Raw genomic sequence first — 23,328 nt, forward strand, 5'->3', positions numbered from 1 at the left:
CGCCTCGCGGAACTCCTCCCCGAGTCGTGGGCCCAGCAGCAGGCTCAGCAGCGATAGGCTTGTCGACGTGCCGTCCATCACGCGGCCACCGTGCCACGCTTCTTGATGGCCTACACCCTGGGCTGGACCGGACCCTTACGGCACGCCCGTGCGCGTCGTGGTGGTGAAGAACGAGCACCGCACCTTCCTTTTCGACGCCCAGGGCAAGCTCCAGTCCATCTTCGGCAACGCCGTGGGCACTCGCGCCACCCAGACGGACCCGGGCCTGAAGAAGGTGACGGGCAAGCTCGACGAGGCCCAGTCCCACGCCCTCGGAAAGAAGCTGTGGGGCGGACCCGTCTTCGGGCCTCGCATCATCGACCTCTCGTGGGCCGATGGCTCCCGCTCGGGTGAGGAGCTCCATGGCACCAGCGCTCCCGCACAGCAGGGCGAGGACGTGTCGCACGGATGCGTCCGCCACGACAACGCCGACATCATCGCCCTCTACGACGCGCTGAAGGTGGGGGACATGGTGGCCATCGTCGACAGCATCAACGATCCGAACCTGAAGGCCCCGCCCGCCACGCCCACGGGCCTGCCGGACCTCTCGGGCGCCGTGGCTTCGCGCAAGTAGACGTCCCCGGGACTCGGGAAGCACCGGGCGAGCCACAGGCTCAACCCGGGAACCGGGCACCCTCACCCCGTCCCTCTCCCGGAGGGCGAGGGGAAATGGGCTCGGTGGGGCGAGGGGTCCTGACGAGGTGCTCGAGCCGCTCGAGCGACACGCTCAGAAGTAGCGCTTGCGCTTGCTGCTCGGGAGGATGCCCAGCACCTCGCGGTACTTGGCCACCGTGCGCCGGGCGATCTCCGTCCCCTGCGCCTTCAGCAGCTCGACGATCTTCTGGTCCGAGTACGGATTGCGCGGATCTTCCTGCGACACCAGCTGCTTGATGTGGTGCTTCACCGCCTCGCTCGCCGTGTCCTCTCCGGACACGCGGGCAATGGACGAGTTGAAGAAGTACTTCAGCTCGAAGATGCCCTGCGGCGTGTGCACGTACTTGTTCGTCGTCACGCGCGACACCGTCGACTCGTGCATCCCGATGTCCTCGGCCACGTCCCGCAGAATCAGCGGCTTGAGGTGGGCAATCCCCTGGTCCAGGAAGTCCTTCTGGAACTTCACGATGCTCTCGGTGACCTTGTAGATGGTGCGCTGGCGCTGGTGGATGGAGCGGATGAGCCACTGCGCGCTGCGCAGCTTCTCCTGGATGAACTCCTTCGTCTGCCCCGGCCCCACCCCGCCACTCTTCAGCGCGTTGCGGTACGTGCCAGAAATCCGCAGCTTCGACAGGCCGTCGTCATTCAGCACCACCGTGTACTCGTCCTCGCCCATCTTGTAGACGAACACGTCCGGGGTGATGTACTGCGCGTCGTCCCCGCTGAAGTTGCGGCCCGGCTTCGGGTCCAGCTTCGGCAACAGCTTGGACGCCTCCACCACCTCCTCGAGCGGCACCTTCAAGTCCTTCGCGATCGCCGGAAGGTTCTTGCTCTCGAGGTACTTCATGTGCCGCTTGATGATGAGGCCCAGCAGCGGCGCGTGCTTGTCCCTCAGCGCCGACACCTGGATGAGCAGGCACTCCTGCAGATCTCTCGCGGCGCAGCCCTTGGGCTCCAGGTTCTGGATGCGGCGCAGCGTGCGCTCGGCCAGCCCCATGGGCACGTCCGCCTCGTTGGCCAGGCGGATGAGCGGATCTCCCTCCACGTCCTCCAGCTTCAGGTACCCGTCGTGGTCCAGGTTGCCCAGGATCAGCATCCCGATGCGCCGCTCGGCCTCGTTGAGCCGCAGCGTCCCGAGCTGCTCCTGCAGGTGATCGACCAGGTCCTCCTTCTCCACCAGGTTGGCTTCGAAGGACGGCATGTCCTCGGTCGCCACGTTGCCCTTGTTGGAGGCGGTCGTGGGCTCGTTGAACTGGTAGCTGTTGAGGTAGGCCTCCCAGTCGATCTCCGGCGGACCATCCCCATCCGCCTTGAACTCGGGCGCCGCGTCCGGGGTCCGGGCTTCCACCCCCGCCGGCATCTCCGTGTTCGCCGCCTCCATGGAGGCCTCGCCCGGCTCCTTGTCGGAGGTATCGCCAAAAGGCGTCTCGTCGGGCTGCTCCAGGAGGGGGTTCTGGTCCATCTCCTCGCGGACCTGCTCCAGCAGCTCCATCCGCGAGAGTTGCAGCAGCTTGATGGCCTGCTGCAGCTGGGGCGTCATCACCAGCTGCTGCGACAGCTTCAGGCTCTGCTTGAGTTCCATCGCCATTTCTATCTCCCGCCCGTTTCAACAATCGACTCGACGGCGGCCCGCCATCAAGGACCGTGCCAAAGTAGCAAGGCCCCCTGACTTCGTCCAGTGTCCGAGAGTCCGGCCCGCACTTTGCATTTTGTGAAATTCTTCTTTTATTCCGCCTACTTGCACTGTCTCCATCCAACGGGGAGACGTTGCGCAATGGACGTGCCGGCCCGAGGCGGCGAGCGGCTCCAGCCGGTCCGCGAGCCCCCCACGGGGCCGGAAACCCGGCCCTCAAACCGACTGCAAGCGGAATCGCTCCCCGAGGTACACCGCCCGCGCCCGGGCCGAGGAGGCAATCTGCTGCGGGGTGCCCTCCTCCAGGATTTCACCCTGTGCGATGATGTAGGCGCGGTCGCAGATGCCCAGGGTGTCCTGGACATTGTGGTCGGTGATGAGGACGCCCAGGCCCCGGGACTTCAGGTGGGCGATCTGCCGCTGGAGGTCCCCCACGTTGATGGGGTCCACGCCGGCGAAGGGCTCGTCGAAGAGGATGAAGCGCGGGTTGGGGATGAGCGAGCGGGCAATCTCGGCGCGGCGCCGCTCGCCCCCGGAGAGCGTCTCGCCGAAGGACCAGGCCACGTGGCTCAGGCCGAACTCCTCCAGCAGCTCGCGGGCGCGGCGCTCCCGGGCCGCCTTGTCCAGGCCCTTCTGCAGCTCCAGCACGGAGAGGAAGTTCTCGTGCACCGTGAGCTTGCGGAAGACGGAGGCCTCCTGTGGGAGGTAGCCCAGGCCGCGCAGGGCCCGGCGGTGCATGGGCAGGGACGTGAGGTCCTCGTTGTCCACGCGCACCCGCCCCGCGTCGGGCCGCACCAGGCCCACCACCATGTTGAAGCTCGTCGTCTTGCCGGCGCCGTTGGGCCCGAGCAGCCCCACCACCTCGCCCTGCGCGACATGGAAGGAGACGCCCTGCACCACCCGGCGCTTGCGGAAGCTCTTCTGCAGACCCTCTGCGTGGAGATGGCTCGTCATGGCTGCTTCGTTCCCCCCGTCTTGTCCTTGCGCCGCTGCTCCTGCTCCTTCAGGGGCGCCGTCTTGAAGACGACGGTGGCGTCATCTCCCTCGAAGCTCTTGCCCCCGAGGGCCATGCGCACCTGGGTGCCCCGGAAGTGGATCATCGGATCCTCCGCCTCGGGATTGCCCGTCACCACCAGCATGCCGGTGGGGACGTCGAGGCGGGCGCGAGCGCCCTTCGCGCGGCGATCTCCATCCACCGCGCGCACGTTGCCCACGCAATCGGCACGCGTCACCTCCCGCGTGCCGTTGTAGTAGGCGGTCAGTTTGTCGCACCGCAAATCCATGGTCCGGTGCTTCACCGTCACATCACCCGAGAAGACAGCCTGCGAGCGCGTGCCATTCACCCGCTTGGACGTGATGACCACGGGGTTGTTCTGCGGAGCCCCCTTCACCTCGACGGGCGCCGACTTGAAGGTGACGGTGGCGTCCTTCACCTCGAAGTTCTGGCTGCCCAGCATCAGGCGCAGCTCGGAGCCCTCGAGGTGGGCCGCGGGGTCCTGCGCCTCGGGGTTGCCCGTCACCACGAGCAGGCGGCCAGGCACGTCGAAGTCCGCCCGCTCGCCCTGGGCGGTGCGCTCGCCGTCCACCGCGCGCACGTTGCCCACGCACTCGCCGCGCGTCGCCGTGTACTTGCCGGCGTACTGCGCGTAGTGCGCGGTGAGCTCGTCACACCGCAGGTCCATCGACTCGCGCCGGGCCCGCACGTCCTCCTTGAACATCAAGGTGGACTGGTCGCGCAGGATGGTCATCTTCTTGGAGGTGATCTCCGTCTCGCCCCCCTTCGGGGCGGCCACGGCCGTGTTGGGAGCGCGAGTGCCCGTGCTGGCGGTGGCCGCGGCGGGCTGCACCGGCTGGGCGACGAAGAAGGCCGTGACCAGGTACTCAATCACCGCGTGGCCCCCTGGACGTTCGCCCGCACCGAGCCCTCGAAGTCGAACTGCCCCGTGGGGAAGGACAGGGAGAAGGCGTCCGCCCGCATGCGGCCATTCGGTCCCGTCACCTCGACACCCTCCGTGCCTCGCGCCACCTGCTGGCTTCCGTCATACGTGGCGCGCGGGGTGTGCGCCACCAGGCCGGACGCCGTGCGCACCTCCACGTCTCCCGAGGCCACCAGCTGCCGCGCGCCCGGGTTGCCCTCCATGAGCTTCGCGCGCACCGTCGTGCCACCCGCCTGCTTGCCCTTGGGGGCGGTGCCGTTCGCGCCCTTGTCCGGCACGTGCACGGTGGCCTGGGTGGCGGTGAGCTCGCCCGTCCGGTCCCAGGTGGCCAGCGTGGCCTCGCCCGTCATGGACAGGGTGCTGCCGTCGTACGAGCGCAGCCGCACCCCATGCATCACCACGGCGGGCGGCGCGGAGGCATCTTCGGTGGCCTGCTTCTGGGTGCAGGCCGCCAGGAGGGCGAGGAGGCTGAGGAGGGGACGTCGCACGAGGCGTATCTCTATCACCGGGCGGGGGTGGGACGGGTCTTCCAACGCTGGTGCATCCACACCCATTGCTCGGGGGCCCGGCGGATGGCCGCCTCGATGCCGAGCGAGAGAGCGGCCGTGAGCGCCACGGCATCCGCCTCGCGGTCCCCGCTCGCCTGCCAGGGCACCTCCTCCATCCAGAGGCGGTAACCGTCGCCTTCCCGCTGACAGAAGCCCACCACCACCGCCGCGCCGGTGCGCAGCGCCAGGTCCGCCGCCGCGCGAGGCGTCGCGGCCAGCTCACCGAAGAAGGGCACGAAGACGGACTGCACCTTCATGTCCTGGTCGATGAGCAGCCCCAGGACTTCTCCCGCCTTGAGGGCGCGCAGCATGGCCCGGGCCGCGCCCTCCTGGCCCCGCCAGATGCTGCGCACCCCGCCCTGCGCGCGGAACCGCTCGACGAGCGCGGTGAGCCGCGGGTCCGTGGTCTCCTTGGCGATGCTCTGGCTGGGGTAGCCCGCGCGCGCCACCCGCCGGGCCAGCAACTCCCAGTTGCCCACATGGCCGGACACGAAGACGACGCCCTTGCCCCGGGCGAGCGCCGCCTCCAGGACGCTCCTGTCGCGGGCCTCCCAGCGGACCAGGTGCTCCAACCGCCGGTCCATGGCGGCGGTGGCGCCCACCTCGAAGGCGGCCATGCCCAGGTGGCGGAAGGAGGCGCGGGCGAGCTCATGCCGCTCCGCGTCGGACTTCTCGGGGAAGGCCCGGGCCAGTGACTTCAAGGCCTTGCGGCGCTCCCCGTCGGCCACGGCGAAGGCGAACCGGCCGAAGCCCGCCCCCAACCACCGGGCCAGGCCCAGCGGCAGGAGGCTGACGATGGCCAGTGCCGCACGGACGAGCAGGTAGCGGAGGAAACGCTTGAGACGCTTTGCTAAGGGTGGGCGCTCCACGAGCGTTTCCATATCCCATGCGCGAATACAACTTCGACGGCATCGTCGGTCCCACCCACAATTATGGCGGCCTGTCGCCCGGCAACCTGGCGTCCTCCCTGCACGGCGGCGAGGTGAGCCACCCCCGCGAGGCGGCCCTCCAGGGCCTGGAGAAGATGCGCTTCGTCGCGGGCCTCGGGGTGGGCCAGGCGGTGCTACCGCCACAGCCGAGGCCCTCGCTCAAGACGCTGCGCGCGCTGGGCTTCACCGGCACGGACGAGGAGGTCATCACCCGGGCCGGGAAGGAGGCCGAGCACCTGCTGCGGCTGACGTCCAGCTCGGCGGCCATGTGGACGGCGAACGCGGCCACGGGCGCGCCCTCGGAGGACACGGCGGACGGGCGCATGCACCTGACGCCGGCCAACCTCCAGCAGATGTTCCACCGGGCGCTGGAGGCGGAGACGACGCACGCGGTGCTGCGCTCCATCTTCGCGGACGAGAAGCACTTCGCGGTGCATGCGCCGCTGCCCGGGGGCGGGCACTTCGCGGACGAGGGCGCGGCCAACCACATCCGGCTGGTGACGCCGGGGCACAAGGCGGTGCACGTGCTCGCCTGGGGCCGCAGCGCGTGGCGGGACGATGTGCGCCACCCCACCCGCTTCCCCGCGCGGCAGACGTACGAGTCGAGCCAGGCGCTCGCGCGGCTCCACAAGTTGGACCCGGCGCAGGTGCTGCTGCCACAGCAGGCTCCCGAGGGCATTGACGCGGGCGCCTTCCACACGGACGTGATGGCGGTGGGCAACGAGAGCTTCCTCATGCTGCACGAGCTGGCCTTCGTGGACCCGCGGGGGCTGCTGAAGACGCTGCGCGAGAAGCTGGGCGAGGGCTTCACGTACGTGCTGGCCACCAACGAGGAGCTGCCGGCGCGGGACGCGGTGAAGGCCTACCCGTTCAACTCGCAGGTGCTGACGCTGCCGGATGGCACCATGGCCATCATCGCGCCCGAGGAGAGCCGGGAGACGGAGCCGGCGCGGCGCTTCCTGGAGCGCGTGGTGGCGGAGAACAACCCGGTGAAGCGCGTGTATTACCTGGACGTGCGCCAGTCGATGAACAACGGCGGCGGTCCGGCGTGCCTGCGCCAGCGCGTGTGGCTCACGGACGCCGAGCGCGCCGCGGTGAAGGCCAACGTCTTCTACAGCGCGGAGCTGCACGAGACGCTCGCCGGCTGGGTGAAGCGGCACTACCGCGAGGACCTGCGCGCCAGGGACCTGGCGGACCCGAAGCTGGCCCGCGAGACGATGACGGCCCTGGACGAGCTCACGCGCATCCTCGGCCTGGGCAACGTCTACGACTTCCAGAAGTGAGGCATTGTGGAACCGGGCGACGCCACTCCGCTCGGACGGGTGTACGGGGCCAGGGCGAGGCCGCCCCGGCACCCGTCATTCATTCCGGAACCACTCCGCTGGGATGCCGAGGGCCGCGAGAATCCGCTCGGGCGAGCGCTCGCCCTTGATTTCGCTGACGACCGGCAGACGAGGAAACGCCTCAGGCGGCTGCGCGAGTTCTTCGATGCCCTCCCCCCCCCGCCTCACGGTAACAAAAAACTCGTCCAGGTCCGGCGAGGCAATCACTGCATACACGGTCGCGTGGGGAATCCGTTCAGACACAGTGATGTCGGCGTACCCTATATTGCCTGTGCCGCTGGAGATCCGGAGCCCTTGCGGCGTGTCCTCAAGTCGGTAGTGTCCCGGAGGAAATGGGTCGTCGGCCTCATCCAGAACGCGGCGCGCATCCTCAGCCCTGACTCCTTCCACCAGGGCGACTTTGCGCAGAGGATTATTTGCAGGCGAGTCTGAAGATTCCTCGCGGCTTGGCAGCGGACAGCCGAGAGACGTGGCCAGTGATTCTGGGTCCACGTCCAAGACCTCAAGCGCCCCGTTCCGCCATGACATGACGATCCAGGGGTCGCTGGCGCGCTCAATCGAATACACGGGCTCATCACATTCGAGGGACAGTTCCTCGGCGAGTTGCATCTCTGCACCCACGTCACCGGGGTCCGTCCCCACGATGGCGTGGTAGCGACCACTGCCCGGAATGACCTTGAAGGGAAGTTCTTCTCCGTCCTCTTCGTCCCAGTCCGGCATCACGATGGCCTGGGCGCGGCTCTCCAACCGTGCGGACTCGCCTGGAGCCAGGACCGCCCAGAGAGGCCACCGGCTCATGGCGCACCTCCCGACAAGTTCTCCGGCAGATTCAGTGCCGCACGCAACTGCTTCGTCTTCTCCAATATCTGAGCTTCCTCCACCGCGATGACCTGAGTTTGCCGCGCGTTTGTTCGCAGGAAGTCTGTTAGTTTTTCCCAGGTCGGCCCACTCAGCTTGTCGGTAACGACGAGGAACGGTTTCCCGCGGGGTGCGTTGGCTGCGTCCGCGAGTTGGTCGAGCAAGTGCTGGAGTTGCTTTACGAGCGCCTCCTGTTGTTTGTTGAGCGTGGCGCCGCCCTGCTTGGTCAGCCAGGTGTCAAGCGTCTTGCGCCAGCGGTTGTCGTTCCAGCCTTTTACTTCCACTCCATGTTGGAGCTTGGACCCTGTCTTTGCTGTAAGCACGTTGTCAATGACGTGACCCTCCTTCATCTTCACCTGCCGTCCGGTCAGCCGGAAGCCCGGGAAGAGCTTCTGCGCATTGCGCTCTGTTAGTATTTCCGCTGCGATGCCTCGGAGTCGCTCACGTGCCCGAAGTTGCACCTCTAAATTGCCCGGTTCCGCCGCTGCTCGTCGGAACAGCCTCCAAGATGTCTTCTCATTCCTGGCCATGGCATTGAGATCCTCCAGGGCCAGCCCTGTCGAGGGCAGCCAGCCCAAATCCACACGGCCCCTGCGCGCTTTCCTCGCCAGTTCGACCACCGCTTCGGTTTCAAGTTCCGGGTGACTGACGAGCCACTGGGCCTCCTTCAGGAAGGCAAGTGGGTCCTTTAGACCTCGTGCTCCTGAGTGCCGCAGCAACTCCGCAAGCGCTGGTGTCGCCGCACCACGGGCAGAGGAGCGCAGTGATTCCACCGCGGCGAGGTAGGCGTGGGCCTTGTCGGCCGGCAGCGCCGCCGCACGCCGTGCCACCGCACCGTAGGCGAGCGCCATCTCCTGGCTCTCCGCCGCCAGCAGCTTCAACGCTTCCAGCGTCTTCTCGGCTCCTTCTGCCGCGAGCCCCGCGCCGCGAATGCCGCCGAGGGCCCGTGCGGCGGCCATCTCCCCCCGGATGGCGAAGAAAGCCTGCTTGAAGGCCTCGGCGCCGCCAGGCAGGGAAAACCGCAGTCCGTCCGGTGTCGCAACGGCCTTGCCCTCGGCGAGCATCCGCTCCAGCGTCTTCACCAGGGCCTGGACGGACTCCACCGACTCACGCAGTCCGGACGAGGCCCGGGCCCCCGCCGCGCTCAACGCCAGCCCGCCCCGGTTCACCAGCTCGCGTCCGATGCCCGAGGTGGCCAGCTTGTGGATGTCCCGGCCGGCCAGCGCCACCATGGCCAGGTCGTGCACCGCGAGGAAGGCCCCTCCCTCGGGCGTCCGCGACAGCTCGTCCCGGTATGTGTCCACCGCCGCCAGGGTCGCCACCAGCGACATGCGGCCCACGAACAGGCGCACCGCGGCTGCGCGCGCCTCCGCCAGCGTGCCGCCTTGCGCGGCCATGGCTGGCGCTCCTGTCAGCAGCGGCGCCCGCGAGAGGGCCGACACGGCGCCGTACACCATCCGCATCTCGATGATGCGGCCAACAGCCGACCCGATGACGGACGTGTCCGGCGTGGAAGCGAGCAGGGCCAGTTCCATGGCCGTCATCAGGTGCGTGCGCGGTTGGGGCCCATGAACTTCCACCCGTACCCACTCCAGCGGGTGCAAGGCCCGGCTGCGCGGCAGCTCGTCCACCGAGGACAGGTAGCGCGCCTGGAACTCCTGCCGCACCGGCTGGAAGTACAAGGCCATGCGCCTCGTGGGCCCCACCGCTTCTCCGGGCAGGGCGGGTTCGGCTCCCAGGCGCACCCCCTGCCGTACCTCCCACGCCTCTGGCGCCACCAACCCCGTGGACACCTGCCCATGGGCGACGTTGAGCAGGTGCGTCGTCTCGCCCTCACGTCCCAGGTGGAAGGTGGGAAGGGACTCGAGGACGTCCAGCACGAGGGGAAACGAAGCGAGCGCCTTCTGGGTAAAGGCCTGGCCCAGCAACACCTTGCCCTCCGGCGCGTTGCCGCCGAGCAGCTTCTCCAGCGCCCCACTCGACGTGAGCTTGCGCTCCAGCGGGGGGAATTCCCCGTCCGGCGTGGACAGCAGCACCCGCGTCAGCAGGTGCACCGCGTCCTCTCTCATGTCGGAGGTGAGCGCCGGGCCCGTGAGAACGGTGTTGAAGACGCCCAGGCGCTCGTCCGGGGTGAGCAGGGAGAGCACATCATGGTCGAGGGCGAGCAGAGGCCGGGGCTCTTGTGGTGTCGCCGTGGCGAGGGCTGTCTGGAGGAGCTCCCGCCGCAAGGCCGCCAACTCGCCCGTACCGGCCCCCAGCCCGGGCCGCCAGTCCCCCGGGCGGATGAGGAGCGTGCCCGGGTAGTACCAGTAGGCACTGCCCTCGGGGCTCTCGAGCGGCTCGGGAGCTCCGGGGGTGGTATTGAATTCGACGCTGTAGCCCCGCCAGCGCCCGTCCTTCCCGGGGAGGATGACGCGCGGGGTGCCGCGGGGAGCGTTGCGCACCCGCAGCTCCGCCCGCTCCAGGGACGTCTCCTCGGTGAGCAGCAACCAGGTGCGGGCCTGGACGCTGGAGCCGTCGGAAGAATAGAAGCGGCCCACCACGCTGCCCGGAGCCAGGACGGACAAGCCATCCATGACGTTGTAGCTCGTCTGGAAGCGCCTGGAGCGCAGGGCGATGGCCTTGCGCAGGGGCTCGGCGGCTTCACCGAGGGAGGGCCAGTCCTCGTCCCGCCAGGGGCCGAGCGCCTGGAGGTAGCGGTCGAAGTAGCTCTGCCCGGCCCCGTCCGGAATGTCCGAGCGCTGGGCCCAGCGCAGGCCGCGTTCCACCAGCGCGGCGGCCGCGGCCCTGTCCGGGGCAGCCGCCGAGAGCTGGGAGCGGCTCCAGGCCACATCCGCCTCCCACTGCGCCTCCAGGGCACCGCGCAGGGTGGCGAGCAACCGTGGCACGAGCGCTGGCGGGTGGCGCACGCGCACGCAGAGTTGGAGGACTTCAGCGGCGCTGGAGGGAGGCGCACGGGGCTCGATGTCGAAAGCGCCCGCCGCCGCGCCATCCCCGAAGAGGCGCGAGGCGAGCTCCTCCCGCGAGGCGTACCCAGGCACCCAGAGCAGCTCGGGCCGCTCCGGGTCCACCTGCACGGGGAAGGAAGCCTCCTGGGCCGAGAGGAATGTGAGCGCGCCGTTCTCCCCATCCTCGGGCATGTCCTCCCGCTCCGTTTCAACCCACTCGTCCTCCAGCCACTCAGGTGGAATGTCCTCCAGGGGTGGGAGGCGCCAGGTGCGCTCCAGGGCGGGCGTGTCCCGATAGTCCCAGCCCCACTCAAAGGTGAGGGTGAGCATGGCCCCGGCGCCCATGCCCTCCGGGACGTCTACTTCCACCTCTTCCCGGCCTGGCTCGCGGCTCACCACCCGGGGCAGCGGTGCTGGAGGGTGTCCCTCGAGCGGGTCCACCCGCAGCCGCTTGTCCTCCCCCCAATTCAGCTCGCCCGCGGCGATGACTTCCTCGCCTGCCTTCACCACGAGTCGGCCGGGATCCACCACCCGGAGGGAGAGCGCGCCTTCCTTCCAATCTTCCAGACGGGGACCGCGGGCTCCCCCGCGCATATGTGCGTCGGCCGAGAGCGTCACCCCAACCCGTCTCGGCTCCTCGCCGGCCGCGCTCATGCTGACCACGAGGCAGCTTGCGAGCACGAGGACCTGGAGTGCCCTGGCAGGCAAAGCCACCCGTGCCGGGTGCGGCCGTGTGCACGCGGTGGACGCATCACCTCGACGGGTGGACATGCCGCACCTCCTCACCTGTACCATGCGGGGGCCGCCTGAAACGGCAACCGCCCGGGAACATAGCCCGGGGCACGGGTCCGTCTTCAGCCCTCTGGAGGCTCCTCCCCGCGCGTCACCCGCTCCACCAGGGATGGGTAATCCAGCTTCAACACCTGACATATCCGCTGGAGCGTGGGCTCGGTGGGGATCATCCCCGCGCGCTCGATCCGGCCGTACACCCCCGTGAAGACGTCACTCGCCTCGGCCACCTGCTGCTGGGTGAGCCCCGCATTGACCCGGGTGGCGCGCAACCAGCGGGCCAGTTGGGGCAGATATCGGGTGGGAACGGGAATCGAGGACATGGGCGGCGCTCCGGTGAAGGGACCCGCCGAGGTTAGCACGCGGAAGAAGACCTGTTGAGTCTTCCCTCACGGAAAAGTCACCCCCGAGAGGGTGACCGTCCGGGTCATGCCCGCGTCCCACAGCTCGAGCACGTAGGGGCCAGAGGCCGCGCGCCCGGGCCGCTCCCCCTCCACCAGCACACGGTCCTCCTTGCCCGGCCCGAGTGGCCCCGGCACCCACACCGCCAGGTCCCACCGCGCGCCCTCCCCCACGAGCTGCGCGTGCGTGGGCGTCCACGGTTTGGACCCCTCGTTCCACAGCCTCAGCTCCACCGCCAGCCGTGTCACCTCGGACTCCTTCTCCCCGCCCGTGGCGCGGTAGCTCACCGCGTGCTCCACGTGGAAGGCTTCTCCGGGGCGCGGGGTGACCTCCTCGGTGATGACCTTGGAGCGGATGCCCTCCTCCCCCATCTGCCGCAAGACGAGCAGGCCGATGATCCCCCGGGGCGCCTCCCGCTCCGCGCGCTCGCGTGCCAACTGCGTCTGGCACTGCTGGTGCTTCGCCTCCGTCTCCTCCGCCTGTTGCCGGTACGAGTCGCACGGGCGCAGCTCCCGGTACACCTCCACCTGCGCTTCGGCCCGCGGAGACACCACCAGCGTGAAATCCGCGCTCGTGGGCGTGGCGCCATCCGCGAAGCGCACCGTCAGCCGCAACCGCTGGCCCGTCTTCAGCTCGTCCGAGGGCAGCAGGTTGAGCATGCGCCCGTCCTCCGACAACGACACCTGGAGGAAACGCTCCCGCTCCTCCACCACGACGCCCCCACTGCGCACGGGCATGTTGAAGAGCAGCGCGAGGGCGCGATGGGGGCTGATGAGCACCTCCCGGGCCTCACCGGCCGTGTCCGCCGTCACCGTGAAGCGCGGCGCGCCCGACATGTCCCAGGAGGCCATGGCGGGCTGGGCGGGGGTGGGAAGGCCCGGGTGGAGCAGCAGCAGCAACAGAACGGTGGTGGAGCATGGAACGGGCATGACGGGGGAACCTCCGAAGTGGACACGCTAGCAGAGACTTCTGACGTTGGCCCCGCCCTTCTCGCACTCCCGCCGCGCGCGGTGTCCCGTTACTGGAAGCGCTCCACCGGACTGATTTTCACCGAGGAGAAGATGATGGCGGCGTCCGGAGTGCTTCCAGGCTTCATCACCACACCCCGCTGGCCGTCCACCGAGGCGTCGTAGAGGTCGAAGCAGACGGAGTACGTCAGACCGTCGGGGGTCCGCGCCTGCGTGAAGCGCCCGTAGACACGCCCCTCGCCGAAGAGGAGCTGCCCGGTGTACACGGTTCTCGCTGGGAGCTTCCGAAGCGGCTGGCCCATGGTGAGCGTGACCACCTGCCCCGGGTGCACGGTGATGCGCTGACTGATGACGAGCCTTCCGTCGATGAGGAAGACCGCGCCGAGCTTTCCCCCAAAACCCTCGAACCCCAACACCCGCGTCATCGTCTCCACGGAACCCGCGGGGCACTCGGCGGGCGGAGGCACACGGGGGGCGGGCGCCGTGGGGCGCAACTGGGGCTCGGGGCTGGCGCAGGCGAGCTGACCCGCAGCCCACACCAGGGTGCATGTCTTCGCGGCGGTGTCGAGCAGCGAGCCCTGCTCGCGCCGCGGTTTGCGCTGGGGGGTGGAAGCCTGCTGAAGAGTCCTCACGCGCGTGCCATCCTTCCGGGGCGTCGCCAGGGCGACGGGCGCGGGGGTTGCGGCCTTCTCGGGCGCCGCGCCTCCGTCACCTTCCAGCGGCCCGGCCCCTCCCGCCACTTCCTGGCCGGTTTCCGTCACCCGTCGCATGCGGTCGCCGGACGTCACCTGGGAAGTGGGGACCGGCCACCACCAGAGCCATACCATCCATCCCAGCACCAACGCGGCGGCCCCCCAGGCCAGCGCGCGCCAGGACACGGGCCGTGCTCGCGGCGATGACGGGAAGTCCTCCGCCTTCGCGTCCCCCTCCGCTCCCGGTGGCGGCTCCTCCGGGGAGCGCGACAGCGTAGACGCCTCCGCCAGGGGCTCGGGCCGGCCCCGCCGAGGGAAGCGCCGCGCGTACTCCAGCAGCCGCCGCGCCTTCTCCCGCATGTCACCCCAATCCAGCCACGCCTCCTGGGGCGTGGAGGCATCCTCCGGGCTCCACTGCTCGCACAGCGGCACGTCCCAGGTGGCATCCGCCTCCGCCAGCACCGCCTCCAGCGCCGCCTCCACGGCCCCGGCCTCCGGGAAGCGCGCCTCGGACGACTTCTCGAGCATGCGCAGGCACAGCTCGCTCAGCGCCCGGGGCACGCGCGGGTTGAGCACGTGCGGCGGCGGGGGCTCGTGCTTCAGGATGAGGTCCGCCAGCGCGCCCTCGTCGGGCACCTCCGTGTCGAAGGGGTAGCTGCCCGTGAGCAGCCAGTAGAGGACGACGCCCAGCGCCCACAGGTCATCCGTGGTCCTCGCCGGGGAGTGCTCTCCGGCCCGCTCGCGCCGGAAGCGCAGGGCCTCGGGGCTGCGGTAGTGCCGGGTGCCCGGCAGCCCCAGGGGGTTGGTGATTTCGGGCGCACCCACGTACGTGCCCACCCCGAAGTCCACCAGCACCGGCCGCCCCTCCTTGTCCACCAGCACGTTGCTGCCCTTGATGTCCCGGTGCACCACACCGGCCGCGTGCACCCGCGCGAGCAGCCGCGCCACCCACCGCACCATGTCCGCCACCTGCCTCGCGGTGGGATTCCGTGTCCGGGCCCAGGCATACAGCGAGCGCCCCCGCACATACGGGGTGACGAGGTAGAGGAAGCGCGGGGCCTCGTGCGGCCACAACCCGTGGCACTCCACCGCCAGGCCGCCCACGCGCCGCAACCGCAGCCGCACCTCCAGCTCCCGCCACGCCCAGTCCGGAGAGTCCAGCGGCAGGAACTTGAGGGCGTATAGCCGCCCCGCGCGGCGCGCCCGGTACACCGTGCCCTGTCCGCCCTCGCCCAGCCGCCGCTCCAACCGGTAGCCGTCCACCACCGTCCCGAGCCCGGGGGGCCCTGCCTCCTCCCACTCCCGCTCGGCCCACCGCGGCCACTTCCCCGCCCACCGCCGCCCGGCTGAAAACCGCTCCTCCATGGCCTCGCTCATAAGTACGTGACCTCCCTGGTGGGTCAGTCTAACATGACCGCGCATGATGGGCTGGCGCGCACTCGAGCCCAGGCACGCAGGGCCAGGACCCCGACACCGGACGCGCACTCGTTGACGTCAACGAGTGCGGACATGAGAGGCATGGAGCGAGTACCCGCCCGCCCGGGAGGCACGCGCCCGGCCAGCCATGGCCTGAAGGGCGGGGGCAGTCCAACTTCGAGACAGAAGGTACCGCTCATGATCCCCGACTCCATCCAGCACTATCTCCAGCAGCAGCACGTGCCCTTTCTTCGCCACTGGCATCCGCGCGCGGTGACGGCGCAGGAGCTGGCCCAGGCGCTCCACGTGACGGGCTACCGCGTGGCCAAGTCCGTCATCGTCGAGGCCGACGGGCGGTTGTGCATCTGCCTCATTCCCGCGGCGGACACCCTGGACCTGGAGAAGGTCCGCCAGGTGCTCGGCGCGCGGGAGGCCCGGCTGGCCAGCGAGGGCGCGTTCGCGAACCGCTTCCCCGAATGCGAGCTGGGCGCGGAGCCGCCCTTCGGCCACCTCTATGAGCTGCCGGTGCTCATGGACGAGGGACTCGGCGTGGCGGAGGACCTGCTGCTGCGCGCGGGCTCCCACGAGGAGGCGCTCGAGGTGAGCGTCGAGGACTTCATCGGCCTCGAGTCACCGAGGATGGCCGCCATCACCCACGGGCACGCGGGGCATCAGCCGGTGCATCACGACATGCACCCGTGAGCCGCCGGGCTCAGGGCTGCTCGCCCTCCGCCGTCCCCATGTCCTCCTCCGCGCCCAGGGCCCGAAGGAGCATGGAATCCTTCGCGCCCGAGCCCCCACGCGCCCGGCTCCGCTCCTCCACACGCTGGCGCTCCGCCGCCTCCAGACGCGCCACCCACGCCTCCCCTTCCCCTCGCTGCGCCTCGGGCAGCAGCAACAGGCCCTCGCGCACCGCCCGCGCCGCGGCGTCGAACTGGTGCAGCGACTCGTGCAGCCCCGCCACCTTGAACCAGAGACTCCCACTCGGCTGCATGCGCACCGCGGACTTCCAGGACTCCAGCGCCCGCGCGCGCAACCCCTCCCGCTCGTAGCTGGAGCCCTCGAGCATGTAGAGCTGGGCGCGCTGCGCGTCGTTGGACACGAAGGGATTCACCTGCTGGAGCGACTCCCTCGCGCGCCGGGTCAACCCCAGCGCCACCTGCAGCCGCGCGAGCGCGAAGGCCCGCTCCACGTTGCCCGGAAACCGGGTCCCCACCGCCTCCAGCACCGCGAGCGCCTCGTCCCCACGGCCCAACGCCTGGAGCACGTCCGCGCGCAACAGGTACGAGGAGAGCGCGTCCGGAGCCCTCCGTGACACCTCGGCGCTCGCCGCCTCGGCCTCCGCCAGCTCGTGCCGCTCCAGCCGCACCCGGGCCTCGCGCTCCCAGAGCCGCACCGCCTCGGGCGCCGCGTCGAAGCGCTCGCGCGCCCAGGCCAGCCAGGGAAGGAGCACCTCCCGATGCCCCGCGCGCTGGAGCTGGGCGGCGAAGGTCTCCACGTGCCGCGCCGTGTCCGGCGTGAGCGCCCGCAGCTCCTCGAGGGTCCGCGCCCGCACGAGCGCCTCGCTCCACATCAGCGCATGGTCCCCCGCCTCGAAGGCCAGCCGGTACTCGAGGAAGGCCTGGGTGCGCTGCCCCAACGAGAGCAGGGCCCGCGCGGCCACGCGGTGGGCCCACGCATCCACCGGATTCAGGAAGAGCGCACGGTTGGCGAAGGCGAGTGCCCCGGCCGCTTCCGCACGCCCCGCGTTCGCATGGGCCAGGCCCATCAGGTCCTGCAGGGCATGGTCCGCCGGGTGCCGGTCGATGAGGGCGAGCCCCCGGGCGCGCACCTCGGAGAGCGGGGCCCGCGTGGTGACGAGCGCACCGAGCTCCGCCTCCGCCCTGTCCAGCGTGCTCCAGCCGGGAACCAGCGCCACCAGGGCCACCCCGGTGAGCACCCCGCCCACCGCGAGCACACGCAGGGGCGCATGGCCACGAGGGGCCTCGGCACGCGTCCGCTCCTCGGGGCGGGCCACGCTGGCCAGCGCCACCCAGGCCGCCACGGCGCTCGCGGGCAGCTCCAGGCTGAAGTCGAAGAGCTCATGCAGCCCGAGCGCCGCCACTCCCGCGAGCACCGCCCGCTCCGCCGCGCCCAGCCCCTCCCGGCGCGACAACCGGACGAAGCCCCACAGCATCACGGCGAGCAGCAACAGCCCGGGCACGCCGAACTCCGTGGCGAGCTGCAACACCGCGTTCTCCGGGTGCGTCGAGGTGTTGATGACGGGCCGCGTCTGGTAGCGGGGGAAGACGGACTCGAAGGCGCCGCGTCCCAGGCCGAGCGGGTAGGCCCTCGCCACCGAGGCCAGCACCGGCCACTGCTGGAGCTTGCTCTGGCGCAGCTCCTCCACGCTGTCCGCCGTCTCCAGCTCGGCCGCGAGGTGCTCGGAGGCCAGCAGTCCGCCCACCGCGAGCACCGCGAGGAGACACAGCAGCACCCGGGCGCCCCGGCGCCACGAGCGGGCCCACGGGAGCGCGAAGGCGAGCATCCCGAAGACGAAGAAGACGATGCCCCCGCGCGAGAGGGACAGCAGCACGCCCGTCCCGCCCAGCACCGAGGCCAGCACATGGGGCACCGCGCGCGTCCGCCCCTCGCTGGAGAGCGCGAGCCCCAGGGACACGGTGGCCGACAACCCGAGGAAGGCCGCGAGGTGGTTGGGGTTGCCGAAGGGCGTGACGAGCGGCGGCCGCGCGTGGACGAAGGCGATGACGCCGAAGAGGCTGTCGAGTCCGAGCAGCGCGTGCAGCAGGCCCAGCACGGCGATGGCCGCGCCCGTGAAGCCGAGCGTGCTCAACAGCCGGCGGCGCGCGCGTCCGGAGCGGCACACCTGCACCGCGGCGACGAAGGTGAGCAGGTACGCCAGGTGCCGGGCCAGCTCGCGCCAGGTGGCCGGCGGGTCCATCGACAGGGGCCGCGGGCCGTCCAGCCCCAGGGGCACGAGGACGAAGTCGCGCAGCCCGGCCGCCTCGGGACTGAGCACGGCGAGCAATCCCGGCGGCAACGGGACGAGCTGCAGCGCGCACAGGAGCGCCCCCGCGCCCAGGGGCAGCGCGAGCAGGGGCAGGTGCAGGGAGCGCTGCTGTCTCCACGCCCCCACACACGCCAGCACGAAGGCGAGTCCCGAGAGCACCACCAGCGGCCCGTGCACCCACGTGGGCGCGCTCCCGAGCGACAGGGGCAACACCGCCAGCAGCAACGCCAGCACGGCCTCGGCCCCGAGGGAATACCGGGACGTGCGCGAGCGGGAGTGGGACACGGAGGCCATGGACGGCTCCCGAGTATGGCACGGGTCCAGCGGGTCGCCCGGACTCCCCGCCCGCCTGAGCGCCAGGGCCGCACGGAGGCCGCGGGGCTCGGTGAGCAGCCGGAGAAGCGACCATCCGACCTTCCGGCCGCCATTGCTTGCATCCAGGACGCCTTCTGGCATCTTCGCCCACCCCATGCGCCGCGCCACCGCCCTCACCCTGCTCTGCTCCGCCCTGCTCGCCCTCGCCGGTTGCAAGAGTCCGTGCCGGCAACTGTCGGAGCGGCTCTGCGACTGCGTCGAAGCCTTCCAGCGCGACGACTGCATCCAGGCGGTGGCGGACCGCGAGCGGAGCCTCGAGCCGACCGACGAGGATCTCGCCGCCTGTGAGGAGCGGCTGGACACCTGCAAGATCGACGCGAACGATCGCAAGACGTGCGACCTGCTCCTGACGGACGAGGGCAAGGCCGCCTGCGGTCTGGCGCGCTGAACCCGGTCCTCCTGGCGAGGAGCCCGGCGGCTGCCTGAGCGCCCGCCTGTCTTGTCGCATTCCCGGAACGTCACCGATCCAGGACGGCATCGAGGTGTGCGCGGTGCTGCCCGCCTCCCTGGAGGAATCGGGCGACAAGTACCCGGTGCGGTGGGTGGACGTGGAGCCCCCGCGAAGCTCCGGGACGCGCGCTCCCGATGAGGAAGAGCGCGGTCCCTGGCTGCACTGAGACTACTTCCGGCCCAGGCCCATGTACGTGAAGCCCAGCTCGCGCATGCGCGACGGGTCGTAGATGTTGCGGCCATCGAAGATGACCGGGCTCTTCATCAGCGCCTTCATGCGCTCGAAGTCCGGGTGGCGGAACTCGTTCCACTCGGTGACGACGAAGAGCGCGTCCGCGCCCTCCAGCGCCTCGTAGGGCACCGTCGTGTAGCGGATGCGGTCTCCCAGCACGCGGCGCGCGGTGCGCTCGGCCACCGGATCATGCGCCGCCACCTTCGCGCCCTTGGCCAGCAGGCCCTCGATGACCTCCACCGACGGCGCCTCGCGCATGTCGTCCGTCTTCGGCTTGAAGGCCAGGCCCCACACCGCGAACGTGCGCCCCTCCAGCGAGCCGAAGTGCTTCAGCGCCTTCTGCACCAGCACCTTCTTCTGCCGCTCGTTGGTGCGCTCCACCGCGCGCAACAGATCCAACTCCATCCCCAGCTCGCGGCCCTTGGCCACCAGCGCCTTCACGTCCTTGGGGAAGCAGCTGCCGCCGTAGCCCACGCCCGGGAAGAGGAACGGGTAGCCGATGCGCTTGTCCGCGCCCATGCCCTTGCGCACGAAGTCCACGTCCGCGCCCACGCGCTCGCACAGCGCGGCGATGTCGTTCATGAACGAGATGCGCGTGGCCAGCATCGCGTTGGCCGCGTACTTCGTCAGCTCGGCCGAGCGCGTGTCCATGTAGAGGATGGGGTTCTCCGTGCGCACGAACGGCGCGTACAGCTGGCCCATCACCTTGCGCGCCCGCTCGGACTCCGCGCCAATCACCACCCGGTCCGGCTTGAGGAAGTCATCCAGCGCCGCGCCCTCCTTGAGGAACTCGGGGTTGGAGACGACGTCGAACTCCACCTCCGTCACCCGGGAGATGACCTCGCGCACCTTGTCCGCGGTGCCCACCGGCACGGTGCTCTTGTCCACCACCACCGTGTACTGCCGCATGGCCCGGCCCACCTGCTCCGCCGCCGCCAGCACGTACTGCAGGTCCGCCTCGCCGCTCTCGCCCTCGGGCGTGCCCACCGCGATGAACACCACCTGCGAGCGCGCCACCGCCGGCGCCAGCTCCGTGGTGAAGCTCAACCGCCGGTCCCGCGTGTTCTTGCGGATGAGCTCCTCGAGCCCCGGCTCGTAGATGGGGACTTCCCCCTGCTGCAGCTGGGAAATCTTCCGCGCGTCGATATCCACGCAGACGACGTCGTTCCCCGAGTCCGCGAAGCAGGTGCCCGCGACCAGTCCCACGTAGCCGGTTCCAATGATGGCGATGTGCATGAGCGTCCTGGCTGTCAGCAGCCGGGTACGCTCTTACCCGGGAGTGGCCTCGCGGGGGAAGGGGCGAGTGGCAGCCGGCCCCTCGTCTCACTGCCCGGTCAGCAACCGGCGCAGCCGCTCCGAGCCCCGCACATGGCTCATCTTCCCCGGCACGCTCGCCGGCTGGACGACCAGGCGTTCCAACAGCTCGCGCGTGGCGCGGCGCAGCGGCGGCAGGGCGGGCTCGAGCGCCTCGGCCGTCTGGGGGAAGAGCCCCGACACGATGGACAGCGAGGTGTAGAGGGCGCGCTCCAGCTTCCACGCCTTCGCCCGCTCCAGCAGCACCGCCACGTCCACGGGGCGCGAGTACACGCCGCCCATCGCCTTCGCCCCCGTCATCAGCTCGCGCAGGTCCACGAAGGACAGCCAGGGCACCTGGTAGCCCTCGCGCGCCTGCTCCAGGCACACCAGCAGCACCGCGTCCTCCAGGTCCGGGCGGAACAGGGAGGGGCCGTACATCTTCATGGGCTTCGCACGATCGAAGAGGCCCTGCACCTCGGCACGGCGGCTGGTGCCGAGCACGTCGGCGTAGAGGTGGATGGCGGTGCGGCCATCCGACAGCACCTTGACCGCGCCGTGGGCGGGCGCATCGGGCTCGGGGCGGAACTCGTGCTGGGCGAGGTAGCCCGCGAAGCCGTCCACGTCCATGCGCCGCAGCAACAGCTGAATTTCCAACACGGGGCGGAAGGCCACGTGCGGGTAGAGCGTGTCGGCGAAGGCCGCCGCGCCGATGAGGAGCAGCTTGCGGCCCTCCAGCTCGTCCACGCAGCGCTTGAAGTTGACGAGCTTCATCACGTTGTCGTTGACGGAGCCCGAGTAGATGCTGAGCAGCTGATCCCTCACCCACTCCGGCGCATCCGCTCCGGGCATGCGGTACTGGAGGTTGTAGGAAGCCAGCGGCGCCAGACCCTGGGCGATGGCCCAGTCCACGTACTCCTCCCAGGGAGCTCCACGCAGCGAGACACGGGGCGGGTCGAAGGAGGCGAGGACGCGAAGGGTGTCGAGGAGGCTGGTGGCCATGTCGCCGCAGCTTTAACGACTCCCGCGTACATGACGCAATCGGAAGCCGCACCCCCTGTCACATCGCCACCGCGGAGACGGGGTTGTCCGGATATGGAACGGCGCTGTCCGGATACGGACGGACAGGGGAGCCCCGCGCCCGGCGGTCTCCTGCCCGCTGGGAATGGGGGCGGGCTGGCACGAGTTCGGCATGTCTTTTCCGGACATGAGCCAACCGCCCTCTTCACTCCCCGCTCCGCAGGCCGAAGCCCGCCCCGTCGACGCCAGCGAGCGGCTCGCCCTGCTCGACGTGCTGCGCGGCTTCGCGCTGTGCGGCGTCTTCGTCTCCAACGTCCACATGTGGTTCTCCGGCCGCGCCTACATGACGCGAGCGCAGATGGAAGCCGCCATGGCCTCGGCCACCTGGGTGGACCACACCCTCATGTACACCCTGGGGCTCCTCGTCAACGGCAAGTTCATCACCATCTTCTCGTTCCTCTTCGGCCTGGGCTTCTCGGTGCAGATGATGCGGGCCGAGGCGCGTGGCGCCGCCATCGCCCCGCTCTACAGACGGCGGTTGGTGATGATGTTCCTCATCGGCTGCGTGCACCTGTTCGGGCTCTGGCTCGGCGACATCCTCACCACGTACGCGACCATCGGCTTCGCGCTGCTGCTGTTCCGCGAGCGCCAGGACAAGACGCTGCTCATCTGGGCCGCGCTCCTCATCTTCATCTGCATGCCCGTGGTGAGCGCCGCCATGAAGTACGTGCCCATGCTGCTGAGCGGTGGAGCGGAGGCGGGGCCCGAGGCGGCCAAGGCGGCCATGGAGCGCGGCAACCAGCTCCGGGCCGAGACGATGCAGGCCTTCTCGAGTGGCACCTACGTGGAGATGGTGCGCGCCAACGCGCGCCACTTCTTCGGCCAGTTCCTCCCGGGTCTCGCGGGCTTCCTGCTGCCCATCCTCGGCCGCTTCCTGCTCGGGCTCATCGCCGGGCGGCGGCGCCTCTTCCACGACGCGCCCCAGCACCTGGCGTTCTTCCGCAAGCTGCTGCGCTGGAGCCTGGGCATGGCGGGGATCGGCAGCATCTTCGGAATGGGGGTGCAGTACATGATGCGCCAGAAGATGCTGGAGCCCCAGTCGCCGTGGATGATGTTCCTGAGCCCGGTGCGGCAGCTCAACGAGATGGGGCTCGCCGCCGTCTACGTCGCGGGCCTGGTGCTGCTCTTCCAGCGCGAGGCGTGGCAGCGGCGGCTGATGGTGCTCGCCCCGGTGGGCCGCATGGCGCTGACGAACTACCTGAGCCAGACGGTCATCAGCCTGTTCATCTATTACGGCTTCGGCCTGGGACTCATGGGGAAGATCAGCCCCGGGGCGAGCATCGCGCTCACGCTGGTCATCTTCGCGGTGCAGGTGGTGCTCAGCCACTGGTGGCTGGGACGCTTCCGCTTCGGCCCCGCCGAGTGGGTGTGGCGCTCGCTGACGTACGGCAAGGCTCAGCCGATGCGCCAGCCCGTGGCTCCAACCAGTGCGGCCGTCACGGCCGTCTGACGCTCACACGGGAGAAGAGGCGCGGCACGGCCGCCTGGGAGGCTTGACGTCTCTGGGTGGCCGGAAGTTGGCTGCGCGCGCCATCCGCTCGTTCCTGGGCATCTACTGCAACCACTCTATCACCCTCTCCGGTGACGTGTTCCAGCTCAGCCCGGCCGCGCCCGGCGCGCCGAAGGTGACGAGCGTTTCCCTGTCGCAGTAGTCGGGCCTACTTCAAAAGGAGGCTAGTCGCAGGTGTATCCTACATTCCGCACATCGCGAAGCTGCTTTCGTACTGATTTC

The 23,328-nt window shown here is 70.0% G+C and carries 19 protein-coding genes; 6 read left to right on the forward strand and 13 right to left on the reverse strand.

From position 1 onward, the window contains the following. Positions 1-148 precede the first annotated feature (148 nt). Positions 149-613 carry a L,D-transpeptidase gene (locus VFZ09_RS14630; protein WP_329728181.1) on the forward strand — a complete coding sequence of 155 codons (465 nt, stop codon included), beginning with the start codon at positions 149-151 and terminating at the stop codon, positions 611-613. A 153-nt stretch (positions 614-766) separates the two neighbouring features. On the opposite strand, the gene rpoN is transcribed toward VFZ09_RS14630, so the two are convergent. The 5 genes from rpoN to VFZ09_RS14655 form a co-directional block, all read right to left on the reverse strand. Continuing rightward, a complete protein-coding gene (rpoN, locus tag VFZ09_RS14635; protein WP_329728182.1) occupies positions 767-2,281 on the reverse strand; it encodes an RNA polymerase factor sigma-54 in 1,515 nt (504 codons plus the stop codon). 261 nt (positions 2,282-2,542) lie between these two features. Next, on the reverse strand, positions 2,543-3,280 hold the full coding sequence (lptB, locus tag VFZ09_RS14640; protein WP_329728183.1) for an LPS export ABC transporter ATP-binding protein: 738 nt from the start codon (positions 3,278-3,280) through the stop codon (positions 2,543-2,545). Next, positions 3,277-4,215, reverse strand: a complete 939-nt coding sequence (locus VFZ09_RS14645) for an LptA/OstA family protein (RefSeq protein WP_329728184.1) — start codon at positions 4,213-4,215, stop codon at positions 3,277-3,279. Before VFZ09_RS14645 ends, lptB begins: the two co-directional genes overlap by 4 nt. Continuing rightward, positions 4,212-4,751: an LPS export ABC transporter periplasmic protein LptC gene (lptC, locus tag VFZ09_RS14650; RefSeq protein ID WP_329728185.1), complete on the reverse strand. Its 540-nt coding sequence runs from the start codon at positions 4,749-4,751 to the stop codon at positions 4,212-4,214. Before lptC ends, VFZ09_RS14645 begins: the two co-directional genes overlap by 4 nt. 14 nt (positions 4,752-4,765) lie before the next feature. Continuing rightward, a complete protein-coding gene (locus VFZ09_RS14655; RefSeq protein ID WP_414640702.1) occupies positions 4,766-5,680 on the reverse strand; it encodes a lysophospholipid acyltransferase family protein in 915 nt (304 codons plus the stop codon). A gap of 17 nt (positions 5,681-5,697) precedes the next feature. Here VFZ09_RS14655 and astB point away from each other — a divergent pair, with 17 nt between their 5' ends. Further along, positions 5,698-7,023 carry an N-succinylarginine dihydrolase gene (gene astB, locus VFZ09_RS14660; RefSeq protein WP_329728187.1) on the forward strand — a complete coding sequence of 442 codons (1,326 nt, stop codon included), beginning with the start codon at positions 5,698-5,700 and terminating at the stop codon, positions 7,021-7,023. 75 nt (positions 7,024-7,098) lie between these two features. On the opposite strand, the gene VFZ09_RS14665 is transcribed toward astB, so the two are convergent. The 5 genes from VFZ09_RS14665 to VFZ09_RS14685 all read right to left on the reverse strand — a co-directional run bounded on the left by VFZ09_RS14665 (position 7,099) and on the right by VFZ09_RS14685 (position 15,117). Next, positions 7,099-7,881, reverse strand: coding sequence for a hypothetical protein (locus VFZ09_RS14665; RefSeq protein WP_329728188.1), 783 nt, complete (start codon positions 7,879-7,881; stop codon positions 7,099-7,101). Beyond that, the gene (locus VFZ09_RS14670; protein WP_329728189.1) at positions 7,878-11,507 is read right to left on the reverse strand and encodes a hypothetical protein; all 3,630 of its coding nucleotides are present in this window, start codon (positions 11,505-11,507) and stop codon (positions 7,878-7,880) included. The genes VFZ09_RS14665 and VFZ09_RS14670 overlap by 4 nt, the downstream gene beginning before the upstream one ends. A gap of 236 nt (positions 11,508-11,743) precedes the next feature. Beyond that, on the reverse strand, positions 11,744-12,001 hold the full coding sequence (locus tag VFZ09_RS14675) for a helix-turn-helix transcriptional regulator (protein WP_329728190.1): 258 nt from the start codon (positions 11,999-12,001) through the stop codon (positions 11,744-11,746). Between the two features lie 66 nt (positions 12,002-12,067). Continuing rightward, on the reverse strand, positions 12,068-13,009 hold the full coding sequence (locus tag VFZ09_RS14680; protein ID WP_329728191.1) for a DUF2381 family protein: 942 nt from the start codon (positions 13,007-13,009) through the stop codon (positions 12,068-12,070). Positions 13,010-13,098: 89 nt separating this feature from the next. After that, positions 13,099-15,117: a serine/threonine-protein kinase gene (locus VFZ09_RS14685; protein WP_329728192.1), complete on the reverse strand. Its 2,019-nt coding sequence runs from the start codon at positions 15,115-15,117 to the stop codon at positions 13,099-13,101. A gap of 237 nt (positions 15,118-15,354) precedes the next feature. Here VFZ09_RS14685 and VFZ09_RS14690 point away from each other — a divergent pair, with 237 nt between their 5' ends. Then, the gene (locus tag VFZ09_RS14690; protein ID WP_329728193.1) at positions 15,355-15,858 is read left to right on the forward strand and encodes a YbaK/EbsC family protein; all 504 of its coding nucleotides are present in this window, start codon (positions 15,355-15,357) and stop codon (positions 15,856-15,858) included. A 10-nt stretch (positions 15,859-15,868) separates the two neighbouring features. Here the strand turns inward: VFZ09_RS14690 and VFZ09_RS14695 are convergent, their stop codons facing one another. Next, entirely contained in the window at positions 15,869-18,460 is a 2,592-nt protein-coding gene (locus tag VFZ09_RS14695; RefSeq protein WP_329728194.1) for an O-antigen ligase family protein, read from the reverse strand. Positions 18,461-18,551: 91 nt separating this feature from the next. Here VFZ09_RS14695 and VFZ09_RS14700 point away from each other — a divergent pair, with 91 nt between their 5' ends. Further along, positions 18,552-18,929, forward strand: coding sequence for a hypothetical protein (locus VFZ09_RS14700; protein WP_329728195.1), 378 nt, complete (start codon positions 18,552-18,554; stop codon positions 18,927-18,929). A gap of 231 nt (positions 18,930-19,160) precedes the next feature. Here VFZ09_RS14700 and VFZ09_RS14705 read toward each other — a convergent pair whose 3' ends face one another. After that, positions 19,161-20,459, reverse strand: coding sequence for a UDP-glucose/GDP-mannose dehydrogenase family protein (locus VFZ09_RS14705; protein ID WP_329728196.1), 1,299 nt, complete (start codon positions 20,457-20,459; stop codon positions 19,161-19,163). A gap of 87 nt (positions 20,460-20,546) precedes the next feature. Beyond that, positions 20,547-21,518, reverse strand: coding sequence for a nucleotidyltransferase family protein (locus VFZ09_RS14710; protein WP_329728197.1), 972 nt, complete (start codon positions 21,516-21,518; stop codon positions 20,547-20,549). Between the two features lie 190 nt (positions 21,519-21,708). On the opposite strand from VFZ09_RS14710, the gene VFZ09_RS14715 reads away from it, so the two are divergent. Beyond that, positions 21,709-23,046 (forward strand): DUF418 domain-containing protein, encoded by a 1,338-nt coding sequence (locus VFZ09_RS14715; protein WP_329728198.1) that lies wholly within the window; start codon positions 21,709-21,711, stop codon positions 23,044-23,046. A gap of 67 nt (positions 23,047-23,113) precedes the next feature. Continuing rightward, on the forward strand, positions 23,114-23,248 hold the full coding sequence (locus tag VFZ09_RS14720) for a hypothetical protein (RefSeq protein WP_329728199.1): 135 nt from the start codon (positions 23,114-23,116) through the stop codon (positions 23,246-23,248). Positions 23,249-23,328: the final 80 nt, after the last annotated feature.

The organism is Archangium sp. (assembly GCF_036277355.1).
Classification (GTDB): Bacteria; Myxococcota; Myxococcia; order Myxococcales; family Myxococcaceae; genus Archangium.